This is a genomic window from Corynebacterium intestinale (assembly GCF_023574125.1).
Lineage (GTDB): Bacteria > Actinomycetota > Actinomycetes > Mycobacteriales > Mycobacteriaceae > Corynebacterium > Corynebacterium hesseae.
Genome location: NZ_JAMKFF010000001.1, coordinates 249,666 through 264,005, shown reverse-complemented (window position 1 = coordinate 264,005; position 14,340 = coordinate 249,666). Strand labels below are relative to the sequence as shown.

The 14,340-nt window shown below is 60.1% G+C and carries 11 protein-coding genes; 6 read left to right on the top strand and 5 right to left on the bottom strand.

Annotated features, from left to right (window positions below):
• Positions 1–3 precede the first annotated feature (3 nt).
• Positions 4–1,350: a YjiH family protein gene (locus tag M5J06_RS01210; protein ID WP_144269026.1), complete on the bottom strand. Its 1,347-nt coding sequence runs from the start codon at positions 1,348–1,350 to the stop codon at positions 4–6.
• Between the two features lie 365 nt (positions 1,351–1,715).
• Here M5J06_RS01210 and M5J06_RS01205 point away from each other — a divergent pair, with 365 nt between their 5' ends.
• The 4 genes from M5J06_RS01205 to M5J06_RS01190 are packed head-to-tail and all read left to right on the top strand — an operon-like array spanning position 1,716 to position 7,623.
• Positions 1,716–3,113, top strand: a complete 1,398-nt coding sequence (locus tag M5J06_RS01205; protein WP_250223767.1) for an amino acid permease — start codon at positions 1,716–1,718, stop codon at positions 3,111–3,113.
• Positions 3,114–3,115: 2 nt separating this feature from the next.
• Positions 3,116–4,084 (top strand): formimidoylglutamase, encoded by a 969-nt coding sequence (gene hutG, locus M5J06_RS01200; RefSeq protein WP_250223766.1) that lies wholly within the window; start codon positions 3,116–3,118, stop codon positions 4,082–4,084.
• A gap of 33 nt (positions 4,085–4,117) precedes the next feature.
• Positions 4,118–4,510, top strand: coding sequence for a (deoxy)nucleoside triphosphate pyrophosphohydrolase (locus tag M5J06_RS01195; RefSeq protein ID WP_250223765.1), 393 nt, complete (start codon positions 4,118–4,120; stop codon positions 4,508–4,510).
• Positions 4,507–7,623, top strand: a complete 3,117-nt coding sequence (locus M5J06_RS01190; protein WP_250223764.1) for a DUF3427 domain-containing protein — start codon at positions 4,507–4,509, stop codon at positions 7,621–7,623. Before M5J06_RS01195 ends, M5J06_RS01190 begins: the two co-directional genes overlap by 4 nt.
• Before the next feature lie 354 nt (positions 7,624–7,977).
• Here the strand turns inward: M5J06_RS01190 and M5J06_RS01185 are convergent, their stop codons facing one another.
• On the bottom strand, positions 7,978–9,213 hold the full coding sequence (locus M5J06_RS01185; protein WP_250223921.1) for an MFS transporter: 1,236 nt from the start codon (positions 9,211–9,213) through the stop codon (positions 7,978–7,980).
• 106 nt (positions 9,214–9,319) lie between these two features.
• On the opposite strand from M5J06_RS01185, the gene M5J06_RS01180 reads away from it, so the two are divergent.
• Positions 9,320–9,841, top strand: coding sequence for a hypothetical protein (locus tag M5J06_RS01180; protein WP_250223763.1), 522 nt, complete (start codon positions 9,320–9,322; stop codon positions 9,839–9,841).
• A gap of 36 nt (positions 9,842–9,877) precedes the next feature.
• On the opposite strand, the gene M5J06_RS01175 is transcribed toward M5J06_RS01180, so the two are convergent.
• From M5J06_RS01175 to M5J06_RS01165, 3 genes are all read right to left on the bottom strand, one after another.
• Positions 9,878–10,729 carry a hypothetical protein gene (locus tag M5J06_RS01175; RefSeq protein ID WP_250223762.1) on the bottom strand — a complete coding sequence of 284 codons (852 nt, stop codon included), beginning with the start codon at positions 10,727–10,729 and terminating at the stop codon, positions 9,878–9,880.
• A gap of 63 nt (positions 10,730–10,792) precedes the next feature.
• Positions 10,793–11,641 carry a DNA primase gene (locus tag M5J06_RS01170; RefSeq protein ID WP_144675958.1) on the bottom strand — a complete coding sequence of 283 codons (849 nt, stop codon included), beginning with the start codon at positions 11,639–11,641 and terminating at the stop codon, positions 10,793–10,795.
• Between the two features lie 76 nt (positions 11,642–11,717).
• Positions 11,718–13,439, bottom strand: a complete 1,722-nt coding sequence (locus tag M5J06_RS01165) for a carboxylesterase/lipase family protein (RefSeq protein WP_250223761.1) — start codon at positions 13,437–13,439, stop codon at positions 11,718–11,720.
• Positions 13,440–13,554: 115 nt separating this feature from the next.
• Here M5J06_RS01165 and M5J06_RS01160 point away from each other — a divergent pair, with 115 nt between their 5' ends.
• The gene (locus M5J06_RS01160; RefSeq protein WP_250223760.1) at positions 13,555–14,316 is read left to right on the top strand and encodes a hypothetical protein; all 762 of its coding nucleotides are present in this window, start codon (positions 13,555–13,557) and stop codon (positions 14,314–14,316) included.
• Positions 14,317–14,340: the final 24 nt, after the last annotated feature.

Sequence of the window (14,340 nt, the reverse complement as noted above, 5' to 3'; positions counted from 1 at the left end):
TCCTTAGGTCACCAGGAAGGCAATCGGCGTCGCAATAATGATGGTCAGCACCACGCGCTCGAACCAGATGACCACAATCTGCCACAGCTTGATCGGAATCTTGGTGGCCAGGATGCAGGGCACCAGCGCGGAGAAGAAGATGATGGCGGAAATCGCCACCACGCCGATGACAAACTTGAGCACCATGCTCTCAGAGCCCGCCACTGCCGTCGCCGGCAGGAACATCTCCGCAATGCCCATTGCCGCGGCCTTGCCCGCCAGCTCCGGTTCCGGCAGCTGGACAATCCACGCGAAGGGATAGAACAGGTAGCCCAACCAATCGAAAAGTGGAGTGAAGTTAGCCAGCAGAAGGCCAATCAGGCCCACGGACATAATGGAGGGCACGATCGCCGCCGCCATGCGCACGCCATCGCGCAGGTTCTCCCAAATGGCAGCACCCAAGGACGGCGCGCGGTCCAGCGCCAGCAGCGCCTCGCGCCACGCGGCCTTGATGAAGTTACCCTTGACCGGCTTTTCGGGGTCCGGTTGCACGCCGTCCACGTACTCATCAGGGATCCTGCTCAGCGGCGGAATCCACACAGTGATTGCAGTAACCACAAAGGTCACCACGAGGGATACCGCGAAGTAGGTGCCCCACATGCCCATCAGATCGAGCTGCTTGGCGACGATCACCATGAAGGCCGCCGAGACCGTCGAGAAGCCCGTCGCGATGATGGATGCCTCACGCGCGGTGTAGCCGCCGCGCTGATACACGCGGTCAGTAATCAGGATTCCCAGCGAGTAAGAGCCCACGAAGGAGGCCACCGCATCGATGGCGGAGCGCCCCGGCGTGCGCCAGAGCGGGCGCATGATGGGCTGCATGAATACGCCGACGAATTCCAGGAGGCCATAGCCAATCAGAAGGCCGAGGAAGGCGCCGCCAATCGGCACGATAAGGCCTACCGGAGTGGCAATGGAATTCCACAGGAAGGGCACGATGTCCTCGTTGGCCAGCACTCCCGGCAGCGTTCCAATGACCATGAGGAAGGAGACCACTAGGCCCACCACGTTGAGCGCGGTAAAGACCGCCTGCAGTGGCCCCTCCCGCCAATTCTTGTTCACGATGCTGCGCACCATGCCATAAAGCGCCAGCGCCAGGATGAACCAGGGCACGAAGGCATCGGCATAGGTGCGGATGATGGTGACCATGTGGTCAAGCGGGATGGACTTCTTTCCGTCATAGCTGATGGGAAAGAAGAATACGAAAGCGCCAATGGCGCTGTAGACAAAGAGGCGCCAGATGCCCTTCTTGGAGGGGACGTCGTCGTCACTCTCGTAGAAGGCGTCAACGATTGCGTCTTCAGAGTTCATGTTCTACCTCACGGTGGTGGAAACTACACGTCATTAGCACGGCCACGACACGCTCACTTCTTGATCGCGCCGATCAAGCACACGCCAAGAAAAGGCGGTTGCTTGAAGCCGTGCCCACGCGACAGCCACACGCAGGTCTTCCACATACTAGCGGCACCACACATACTTGTCACACACGTCACCCCCACAAGCGGAATGAGTCCCCCGCCATAGAGCCCAACCGTGTCACCCCCACCACAAAATTGACCCCACGTCTGAACTAGAGGAAAGTAACTCCCAGACCCACCCGCACCAACCACTCCCCTTCATCCGCGGCGCCGGAACCAACGAGCACCGCATTGGGGAACTGAGGAGGACGCATCCCCGTGGCAGAAACCACCGCCAAGCGCCCCGGCTTGAAACACCGGCACCTGCACTTCATCGCCTTAGGCTCAGCCATCGGCACCGGCCTGTTCTACGGCTCCGCCGGCGCCATCCAAGCCGCCGGCCCCTCGGTTCTCTTGGTCTATCTCCTCGGCGGCGCCGTGGTCTACTTCCTCCTGCGCGCGCTGGGTGAGATGTCCGTACACCACCCCGTCACCGGCTCCTTCGCCGAATACGCCCGCGCCTTCCTAGGCCCCTGGGCGGGCTATATCACCGGCTGGATGTTCGCCTTCGAGATGGTCATCGTGGCCCTAGCGGATCTGACCGCCATCGGCGTCTATATGCAATTTTGGTTCCCCGGCTCACCCAAATGGGTCTGGGTTGCGGCCACGCTCCTCCTCGTCGGCGGCGCCAACCTCGCCACGGTTAAGGCCTTCGGCGAGCTGGAATTCGCCTTCACCATCGTCAAGGTCGGCGCCGTCATCGCCATGATCTTAGGCGGCGTGGCCGTGCTCGTCTTCGGCCTCTCCACCGCGGAGACCACCGGCCCGGCCAACCTGGTCAACGATGGCGGCTTCTTCCCCAACGGTATTTCCGGCATGGTCGCCTCCTTCATCCTCGTCCTTTTCGCCTTCGGCGGCACGGAGATCGTCGGCGTCGCCAGCGCGGAGGCAGAAGATCCCGCCAAGTCCGTCCCGAAGGCCGTCAACACCATCCCGGTACGCATCCTGCTCTTCTATGTCCTGGCCATCCTGGTCATCCTCATGATCAACCCCTGGCGCAGCATCACCGGCGAGGAAAGCCCCTTCGTCCAAATCTTCTCCACTCTTGGTGTTACCTGGGCCGCGGCCGCCCTCAACGTCGTGGTCATCACCGCGGCTGTCTCCGCCATCAACGCCGATCTCTTCGGCGCCGGCAACGTCCTTACCGGCCTGGCACGCCAGAACCTCGCGCCGCAGATCATGGCGAAGAAGACTCGGGGTGTTCCCGTCATGACCATGATCATCCTGCTCATCGTCATGATCATCGGCACCGCGCTCAACGCGCTCATCCCGGAGAATGTCTTCGAAATCATCGCCTCCCTGGCTACCTTCGCCACCATCTACGTGTGGTTGATGATCCTCCTGGCCCACGTGGCCTCCCGCCGCCAGATGCCCACCGAAGAACGCGCCAGCCTGGAATACACCGTCCCCTTCTGGCCCTGGGGCCAATACTTCTCTATCGCCTTCATCATCTTCACTTTTGGCATCATGGTGTGGCAGGAGCAGTACCGCCCGGCACTCGCCACAGGCGTTATCTTCATCCTCCTCATGACAGCCATCTTCTACCTCACCGGCCGCCGCACCGCCGCGCGGGCCCCACAGGGAACGGGCCCGCAAGAAGCAGACGCGAAAGGATAACCATGAACACCGTTGATGCCCCCGCCTACTCCCCTGCCCCCGAGTGGTCCGGCCGCTCCGATGGCCCGGGCCCCGAGCATGCGCGGTGGCACAGCGTGGTTCGCCCGCTGGACGTCGCCAAGCCCCAGGCAGAACCCGGCGTCGCACTCCTTGGTTTTGCCTCCGATGAGGGCGTTGAGCGCAACCATGGCCGCCCCGGCGCGGCTGCAGGCCCGACCGCACTACGCAGCGCCCTGGGTTCCCTGGCGCTGCACCATACGCGCCCGCTTTACGACGCCGGCACGATCACCACCCAAGGCACCGACCTTGAGGGCTCCCACGAGCGCCTCTCCGAAGCAGTGGAGACACTCTCGCGCGCCGGGCACCTGCCCATCATCCTCGGCGGCGGCCACGAGACAGCCTTCGGCTCCCACCGCGGCGCCTTCCGCGCCCAGGGCCCACTGCAGATCATCAACCTGGACGCGCACTTCGATCTCCGCACCGCGGACGTGCCCACCTCCGGCACCCCGTTCAAACAGATTTCTGAGCTGGTCGGCCGCGAGGACTTCGACTATTCCGTCCTGGGAATCTCCCGCCCCAACAACACGCCGGTGCTTTTCGACGAAGCCTCCACCCTCGGCGTCACCGTCGTCCTCGACGAGGAACTGCTCAGCATGGACCGCGCCCAGGTGCGCGACACCGCCGAAGACATCTGCGCCGGCACCACACCCATCCACCTCTCCATCGACTTGGACGTTTTGCCCGCCGACCAAGCCCCTGGCGTCTCCGCCCCCGCAGGCCTCGGCGTCCCGGTAAACATCATCCGAGAACTCGCACTCACCATCGCCGCCACGGGACGCCTGGCGCTTGTCGACGTCGTCGAGCTCAACCCCACCTTCGACATCGACGCCCACACCGCCAAGCTGGCCGCGCGGTTGATTGATGACATTGTGACTGCGCATTTTTCTGCTGCCACGGGCGCGAATTCCTAGATAAGACCGGGGCCAGCCGGCATACTGGTCCCCATGAGTTCACCGATTCGCGTTGTCGGAGCCGTCTTCACAAACGGCAATCGCTTCCTTGCCTGCCGCAAGGCTCCTGGTAAGTCCCTCGCCGGCATGTGGGAGTTTCCGGGCGGCAAAATTGAGTCGGGCGAGACCCCGGAGCAGGCGCTCACGCGTGAGATCAAGGAAGAGCTTTCCGTAACCGCAACCGTTGGCGACAAGGTCACCTCGACCGTGTACGAGTATGATTTCGCCACCATTGAGCTAACCACATTCTTGTGCGCCATCGAGTCCGGTGACCTGACTCTAAGTGATCACGACGAGACGCGTTGGGTGTCCCCTGACGAGGCGCAGGAACTCGACTGGGCTCCCGCAGATGTCCCTGCTGTAGAGCTGATTTCTTCGCGCCTATGAATTCCGATTCCCTACTGCCCTTCGGCATCTACGAAACCCCAGTCACCGCACGTATCCAGGAGCGGATCGAGGAGACCAAACGGGCTCGCCCCATGGCTGCTACTGGCATTGCCCACGAGTCCACGAAGGATGTCAATCCGCGCTTCGCCGCGGCAGTGTCTCAGCATTTCGCCAAGGTCCTCGAGCAAAAACTCACAGAGCTAACCAAGCCCGAGGAGCGCGTGGCCCTCATTAATGGACTGGCGCAGCACCTCGGGGAAGATGAATCCATTTCTGCAGAGCAGCTGCTCTACGCCATCTATCGATCAGAGCTCGAGGAGGCCCCAGAGCTTCCGGAGGTCCCGCTCAACACCAGTGCTTTGTTCACCAACAGCGTGGACGATACAAATATGTCGGTTGAAATCGCTCGCGAGATTAAAACGGCGGACTCCGTCGATCTGCTGTGCGCTTTCATCAAAAGCTCGGGCATTGCGGTCATCAGCGATGAATTGGAATACCTCAGGGATCACCAGATTCCGTTGCGAGTTATTACGTCCACTTACTGCGGCGCGACCGAAGCAGCCGCAGTGCGCCGACTCGTGGAAGATTACGGTGCTGAAGTCCGCATTTGCTACGAACACAAGACCACACGTTTGCATGCCAAGGCCTGGCTCTTCCGGCGAAGGTCTGGGTTCGACACCGCCTTCATCGGCAGCTCAAACCTTTCGCGCTCAGCGCTTGTTGACGGCTGGGAGTGGAACGTCCGAGGTTCTCGTTCCTCCACGCCGGAGATCATTGAGAAGTTCATCAAGACCTTCGACAGCTATTGGTACGATGCCCACTTCAAAGCATTTGAACCTGAGAAGGACTACGAGCGACTCAAGGACGCGCTAGGCAGCGCCAAATTCCTCGAATCAAAGCCCGGCGAAAAGCTCGAGCTATCGGGCCTTCGCGTCGAGCCCTATCCTTATCAGGAGGAGATGCTCGAAGCTTTAGACTCCGAGCGCGAAGTTCACGGTCGTCACCGCAACCTCCTCATTGCCGCCACCGGTACAGGCAAGACGGTCGTGGCTGCACTTGACTACCGCCGCCTATGCGAGAAGCTGGGGCGAAGGCCACGACTACTTTTCATTGCCCACCGGCGTGAGATTCTCACCCAGGCCCAGCGGACGTACCGCGAGGTTCTTCGCACTGCCGGCTTTGGCGAGCTCCTCCTAAGCGGTGAACAGCCCGCCCAGTGGGACCATGTCTTCGCGAGCATCCAGTCTCTGCATGGCAAGCGCCTGGCTCAGATTGCGCCGGACCATTTTGAGGTCGTCGTCATTGATGAGTTCCACCACGCCGAAGCTTCGACCTACCGCGCAGTCCTTGACTACTTGCAGCCGCGTGAGCTCCTGGGGCTAACGGCTACGCCGGAGCGCGGTGACGGCGAGAACGTCCAGAAGTATTTCGACTATCGCGTAGCCCATGAGCTTCGCCTCTGGGAAGCGTTGCGCCTCCAGCTCCTCGCACCGTTGCACTACTACGGAGTCGACGATGCTACTGACCTGACGAGCCTAACCTGGAACCGTGGAAAGAAGGACTACCAAGCTTCAGAGCTGAGTGAGTTTTATATCAAGGCCGGAGAAAAGCGCACCAGGTTCATCATCAACGAGCTCAACCGTCGCATTTTCGATCTCTCCGAGATGAAAGCCCTTGGCTTCTGTGTGACCATCGCCCACGCCGAATACATGGCGGAGCAATTCAGCCTTTTCGGCATCCCTGCCCTAGCGGTCAGCAGCAAGCTCAACATTGATGAGCGTCGTCGCGCCATCGAGCAGCTTCGCGAAGGCACGATCAAGATCATCTTCGCGGTCGATATTTTCAACGAAGGCATCGACATTCCAGCGGTCAACACGCTGTTGCTTCTGCGCCCGACGCAAAGCCCGGTGCTCTTTGTCCAACAGCTTGGTCGAGGTCTGCGCCTCAACGAAGGAAAGAACGCCTGTACCGTCTTTGATTTCTTAGGTCTCCAGCACGAGGAGTTCGATTTCGAAGAGCGCTTTAAGGTTCTTACCGCAGCTCGTGGAAAGAACCTGGCTAAAGAGGTAGAGCAAGGATTCCCCACTGCCCCGCCGGGCTCCAACATCACCTTGGATCGAGTCACGACCGATCGCGTTCTCAAGAACATTAAACGCTTAGCCCGCAACTCCATTAAGAAGATACGAGCACTCATTACTGACTACGGCACGACCGACCTCGCAAGCTTCATAAATAGCTCAGGCGTCCCCGTGGAAGACATCTACCGTCGCAAGGGCATTACGTGGACTACGCTGCTTCGCGACGAGAACCTGCTGCCCTCCGGCCCTGCGAGCGAGCACGAAGAGTTTCTGCTCAGCCGAATCCGGGTGCTGTTACACATCAACGATCCTAACCGCGTAGCGGCCTACAGTCTCCTTGTTTCTCCGGATGGGCCTTATGAAAAGGACATGACTCCCGAGCAGGTGCGGTACGCCACCATGCTTGTGCTAGCTCTGTGGGCAAATTCAAATACGGCAATTCCGGAGACCATTGACCAGGCTCTGGGCATCATCCGCGCCTGCCCCACCTTCGTCGCCGAAGTAACCCAGGTTATGCGGCTCACGCTCGACCACTCCCGAGTCATCCCAGAGAAATCGACAAATAGTGTCTTGGAAACACACGCGGATTACAGCCTCGCCGAACTCGTCGGTGCTTTGGACGACGGCTCTCTGCGCAAGCTCGCCAACCTCCCACGCGAAGGGGTACGCCGCTTCGATGCCTCTAACACTGATCTTTTCCTGGTTACTTTCCAAAAGGATGAGAACGTTAGTGCTTCGACAAACTACCGCGATTACCCGCTAGCACCGGATCGTTTGCACTGGGAATCCCAATCCACCACATCACTTAAGTCCGCGATGGCCCGCCGCTACATCCACCACCATGAGCTCAACGGCAACATCATCATCGCAACCCGTTTTAATAAGAAGAACAAGGTGGATACGGCTTCGGCATATACCTTCCTAGGAAACGTCGATTACGTCACGCACAGCGGTGAGAAGCCGATCCAGTTCGAATGGAGCCTCCGCCGTGACATGCCCAAGCAGCTTTATGCAGCCGGGCGCACTGTGGCTTAAACCTCACATTGAGTTAAACCAGGAAGTTGACGCCGTAACCACCATAAATTAATCTTTTCTTAGCAGATTAAGAAGTAATTAATCTCTGTTGCCTTGATGCAGAAAAATGGAGGTCGGTTATGGGAGCCGCGAGCGAGCGTAGCCAAAAGCGCTGGAACCGCCCAGATACCGGTTCCGAAACTTCCGTGTATGGGTTTACGCGTTTTAGGGAACGCAGCTTCAAGACTGGCACCACCCCACGCTGGGCTGCATGCAGCAAGAAAGCGCGCCACACGAGCTAAGTAGCATTAGCCCCGCCCCGAAACTCCGTCAGCACAACTCCGCTAGCAATTCGCAGTCGGACTATTCTGCTCTCTATCGCTGCGGGTGGTAGCGGCGGCGCAACCCACGCAGAATGATCTTCCGCTCACCCAAGGTGTCGCGGCCGAATGCCCACGCAACAATGCCGGCCGCAGCCACCACTGCGCAGAAGCCGAAAGCGGTCTCAAAGCCGTACCTATCCGCCAGCAGCCCGATGAAAATCGGGCCTAAAATCTGCCCGAAGTCACCCGCCATCTGGAACGTCGACAGCACCTGTCCGCCCGAGCGCTGCGAGCCGACGATGTCCGCCACCGCTGCTTGCTGCGACGGAGCGATAAGGCCCGATGCCGCGCCGGACAGGGCGGAGAGGATGAGGAGGGATACGATGTTCGTCGCCAAGCCCAGCGTGCCAACGAACAATGCGGAACCCACCAGTCCTGCAATGATGAGCGGGCGGCGCCCGACCCGGTCGGACCATGATCCGGAGAACTGCAGGACAATGGCGTTGCCGGCGGCGAAGGCCGCCAGAGCGACGCCCGACGTCGAGGCGCCGTTGGCAAAAATGGCGGCTGCGAACAGAGGGAGGACAGCCACGCGCACGCCCATATTGATCCAGCCTTGGGCAAAGTTCGACGTCAGTACCGCCCGGTAGGCGGTATCCTCCCAGGCTTCCGCCAAGTGCATCGGACGGAGTTGACGCCGGCGCTCATCGGCGCGATTGACCGACGGCATGAGGATCCACACAACCAACGCGGCGATGGCCACACCGGTGCCGTAAATAAAGAAGGGCCACCGGAAGCCCAGGAAGGAAAGGCTCGCACCCACGAGCGGACCAATCACGTTGCCGAGAAGAAAGGATGTGGCGTAGGTGGCCGAACAGCGCCCGCGGATGCTGGGCGGTGCCAGGCGCACGATGAGCCCCATCGCCGCGACAGTAAACATCGTCGAACCAATGCCCGCGATAGCCCGCAAGGCGACGATCTGCCAGTATTCCTGCGCCATTCCCACCAAGCCGGTGGTCAGCGCCACGGTGAACAAACCTGTCACGTAAACGCGGCGCGTGCCCACGCGGTCAATGAGGAAGCCGGCGGCCGGGGCGAAGACAAGGCGGCTGGCGGAAAAGACGGAGACAACGAGGCCAGCTGCGGCCATCGAGACGTTGAAGCTGACGATGAACTGTGGAAGCAGCGGCGCAATGAGCCCGTACCCCAAGGCGATGATGAACCCGGCGGTGACCAGGACCAAAATTTCCCGCGGGATCTTAACCTGCGGAGCTGCAGTATTTTTCATATCGCCATTCACTGTATCCCACCCCGTCAAATCGTCGAACGTTTCATCGAACATACGTTCCCTTAAAGGTTCGGTGATGTCCGCGTGGATTTCTAGTGTGTGGGTCATGAAGAACTACAGCAGCATTCACACTTCCGTTCAGTCCCCGTCCATACTCAGCACCGGTGAACTCACCGCGGATATCCTCTACCACCACCACGAAACGCTTCGCTCCATAGAGAGCATCATCCGTCATCCGCGCTCGCTTGCGCGGCCGACGCCGCAGTGGCGCCCGCCATCAAAGGTATTGCCACCGGTAGAGATATATGGCGGTGAAGCGCTCCCCCTAACGCTTACCATTTCGCGCCACCGCGTGGGTGAGCGGGCTAAGGCCCGCGTTCTGGGGTATGGCGAAAAGCGCGTACCTTCCTACCTCGTTACGGTGCGCATTACTGATCCCACTGGCCGTCCCGTCGCCCCCTCACTAGCGGAAGCGTGGGTGCGGGCCCTAGTTCCTGAAGAACTCGTCTCCGCAGTGCATGAGATTTCCAGCAGCAGTGCGGCTACGTTTATGTGGCTGGTGGATAGCACCTACACACCGGTGCATTCCCCGCTTTCCCTTTTCGAAGGGTTTAGTCAGGCCGCCTAATACCGGTGGGCCTTATCGGATTGAGTTACTCAGCCGCTAGAAATAGCGCTGGATCCGGTCCAGAAAACCTTTGGGCGGCTCCTCATCAAGAGAAAGCGAGAACCTGTCCTCCGTCAGCACGCGATCCAATGCTGGGCGCGTCTCCGGGTAGTCATAAAGGCGAAGGATGGGCTTCGGCGCCAAGCGGATTGCAATGCACACCACAAGCGCCGTAAACGTCTTGTCAATGACGTCAGAGCACAGGTTCTGAAGCAGAATGGCAGGGTGTTCATCGTGCAGTATGAGCTCCCACAGCGCTATAAGTTCAGCGGGGCCGCGCTGGCCGTAATCGCTGGGAAGTAACCACGTAGAAACGGCGGACAACAATCCTGCGACAATGCCCAGCCCGGTACCAGCAAGCATCATGGCAAGCATTCGTTTGAACACACCACGGCGCGCAAGCCAGCCAAACAAATAGGCAACCACTACGGCTGTTGGCAAATACGCCAAGAGCGACGGGTTATTGATACTTGCCAGGCAAGCGCTCAACACTGCGGTGCCCATTCCCAAGACAGGGCCGTAAACGATTGCTATGAAAGCCGTGCCCATCATGTCGAGGTACAAGGGAATGTTGATGTTAAAGATCAACGACGACAAGAGGAGGTTTGCCGCCACTGCAAGCAAAGGGTTGAACAGTGCGTGGTTACCCAAGGACCGCCACTGTGCGGCAATGAAGAAAATTGCGCCGAGCAGACTCAGGCACCACACGCCGGTCGAAAGCACGGAGGAAAAGACAAAATCCCGATGGCCAAAGTCCGGATTCAACGACAGAATCCAAGACAAAGCCACACACACTAGCGCGGAGCCAACACACAGACGCTGGTACAGCGATGCCTTGTCATTCGGCATTTGTCTTGGTTGCTCCTCTTCAACGCCAGGGAAAAGTACGCTCCTACCCTACCCCGGACGCTTTTAGTCGTCGGCGTCGCCTTCCTCGATGTCGGAGTCATCGTCATCATCGTCGTCGAAAAGAACGTCGTCCTCGTCCTCATCGTCGGCGCCGAAGATGTCATAGACCTCAGGCTCGTCAAAATCGGAGTCATCGATACTAACCAGCTGGGCTTCCCAGTCCAAGGCCTGATCGGAGACAAGGCTCAGCACGTCAAAGAGACGGTCAAAGTCGGTGTAGGTGCCCAGTTCGAGGGCCTCGGCAGGAACCTCGATGATGGGGGCTAGCGCGCCGTCCACGTCTTCCGCGTCGCCGAAGATGGCAACGCGCTCTTCTTCGCTCAAGTCCTCTGGAGTCTCGATGTCCCAGAGCTTGCTGATTGCCTCATCCTCCAGCTCATCGAGCTCTTCCTCATCAAAGTCGAAGGAGAGGAAACGCACGACCGCGCTCGGGACACCGTCGATGGTCTCCACCAGCACGCGCAGTTCCGAGTCATTGGCTACCTCCGCCACGACGAGGTTCGGGTTGAATTCGTCCTGGACAAACTCCAACTCAGCGATGCGCTCATCGGTGCCCTCCAGCAGGTCACGCAGCACCGTCACCACCTGGTCCGTGGCGATGTGGCGGGATACGGCCTCAACCGCATCCTCCACAGAGAACGCCACGGACACCAAAACGGCCTCGAAGTCTTCGTCATCCTCGTCCACGTCTGCGGCGGCGATGTATACGTTGGCGGCTGGCAGAAGTGGGTCAATTTCCACAAACTGGATTTCCAAATCGGAGGTGATGGGCACGAACATCACATCGTCATTGACGCGGGACTCAATGCCCTCCCCGTCCAGCGCAGAGGCGATATCTTCAAAAAAGCTCATGTGATAAACATCCATCCATGTGGGAGTCTCACCCAGGCTGCTGCCAAGGCCCTACACATCTTACCTGCGTTTGCCCTCAATAGCTGCCGCCCTCAAGCAGGAATCCCAGTTCCTTCAGAATCTCCGGGCGCCCGGTGCCCCACTCCAACATGTCGTAGGCCTCCCACGCTTGGCGACGCCCCTCCATCGGTGCCTCCTCGACGCGCGGCTCCACATCGAAAACCATCGTCGAGCGCTGCGGGGCGCGATATTGCGGCCAGTTGTCCTGAGGAGCCCCTCCCCTGATGAACTCGCCCCATTGCGCCTGCATGGTCTCGGTCACGTCCTCCATTTCGGAGGATTTTGCAATGCTGGTGAGGAAGGAGACGCGTGATGCTCCCGGATCACCAAAGATATTGGAGAGCTCCATCGAGTGCATCGCTCCCAAGCCCAGCCAACGCAGTGCTGCAGGGGCGAAATCGAAGCGGTACATCCACGTGGGATAGCGCCGCGCATGTTCCGAAGCTACACGGACGGTGGGGGCCCAGAAGAGAGCGTCGGTAAGCAAGTCCCCGAAATCGCGGCGCGAGACCGCACCGCCGTATGCCGCGACGACATCCGGGGCGCTCTCCGGATCGAAGGAAGCTAGCAGGCGCAGCGCTGCGCGCTCACGCGCACTCTGACGCTGGTAGAGGAACTTGCCAAAACTAGCTTCACCGGAGTTGGTTCCTACAAGTAACGGCACGGGGTGCTGGTTGCCGGCCTCAAAAGCCTCGATGGGGTGCTGTGGGATGAGGTCGCCGTCGACAGTCGGCGCATAGCAGGAATTCAGATACAGTAACTCCCCCGCGCGCCACATCATGGACTGACCGGAACGCACCACGTCCGCGAAATCCTCGCGGCGTAAATCATCCGCGGTGGTATCACGCGGCAAGGCCATCTTGTGGACCAGCTCGCGGGCCCAAAACACCGACTGCGCCCGCGAATGAATCATGCCGATCGGTGGTGATTGAGCAATCGCACGGTGGAACAGGCCCTCGGCGCGCGGAACAGCCATCAACGTCAGGACCGCCGCGCCGCCGGCGGATTCCCCCATGAGCGTGACGTTGTCTGGGTCCCCGCCGAAGGCCGCGATATTGTCCCGCACCCACTCCAGCGCCAAGACCTGATCCGCCACGGCCGGGTTAGCGCAGGCCTCCCCGCCAAGACTGCGGACGTCGAGGTAACCCAAGGCGCCCAAGCGGAAGTTCACCGACACATAGACCACACCCATCTGCGCCGCGAACTCGAAACCGCGCAGCATCAACATGTGGGAGGAGCCCACGATGAAGCTGCCGCCGTGCAGATACACCACGACGGGCAGCTTCTCCCCTTCCTGAGAACCCGACGGCGCATCGGGCCCACCCGCATGGTGCGGGCGGACGACATCGAGGGTCAAGCAGTCCTCTGCGCCTTCAATGCGGTCGGTCCAGGAATAGACCGGCTGCGGGGCAACGTGGCCAAACTCGCGGCAATCCCGGATCCCTTCCCAGGCCGGCGCAGGGCGCGGTTCCATGAAACGGTTCGCGCCCGATGTATCCGCGCCGAAGGGAATCCCGCGCCACGATCGCACGGGCGCGCTCAGTGGACGGTCCGTACGCAATTCCTCTTCGATGCAGCCGCGTACCCAGCCGCCGCTGGTGAGGACCGTGAGATCGTCGGCAAGCGCGGTGCGTGCTGCCTCGTGGGCGGCGCGGGCACGGGCGTGGAGGGAATCTGCAAGCAAGCGCGCCGCGGCCGCGCTGACCTCACGCGGAGGGGAAGGCTCAAACTCGCTCATGTCTCATACCCTAGTGTGCTAGCTTGCCGACGCGCTCAATAAAGCTTTTTCGATACGGTGGTAAACATACAGTTCAGATTCACAATCAGCATTAGCAAAGAATTAAGGTGAGACAATGCTCGACAAGGTCTTTGACAAAAAGAACAAAACTGTTAGCCGCCGGGATTCATCTAAAGAAGGGGCCAGCGCTTCCGAGACGGTAGGCACCTTGGAGGTTGATGAGTCCAACCGCATTACCCAAGGTTTCTTAGGAGCCATCGACAAGATCGTCTCAGTACAGTCTTCCGTCATCATCAGCTACGTCGAAGGTCTAAAGAAGCGCAACTCCGACGCCAGCCTGGCTCAGCTCCAAGCGCTCATTGACAAGCACTTCATGAACATCATCACCGGCACGGGTGCCGCCGCCGGTGCCTCCGCTGCTATCCCCGGTATCGGCCTCGTTACCGGCGCGGCCACCGTTGGCGCTGAATCCCTGGTCTTCCTCGAAGCAGCCGCGTGGTACATCCTCGCCTCGGCGCACCTGCGCGGTGACGACATCCGGGATAAGGAGCGCCGCCGCGCACTCGTGTTGGTGGTGCTCACCGGCTCCCAGGGCAGCGCCTTGGTCGATACCTTTGTGGGCGATGTGACCTCGCTGTCCGGTGTCACCTCCGCGGCTACTCTCTCGCGCTTTTCCGGCCCTACCCTCAGCGGCCTCAACGGCCGTCTGACCAAGCTGTTTATGAAGCAGGCCACCAAGAAGCTGAAGTGGGCGTGGGTGTCTAAGCTGCTGCCGATGGGTGTAGGCGCGGTGTTGGGAACAACCGCCAACCGCAAATTGGGCCGCCAAGTAATTGACCATGCCAACACCCAACTCTCCCCCCTGCAGGGGGAGTAAAGGCCGCGAAACGCGCCCAGGATA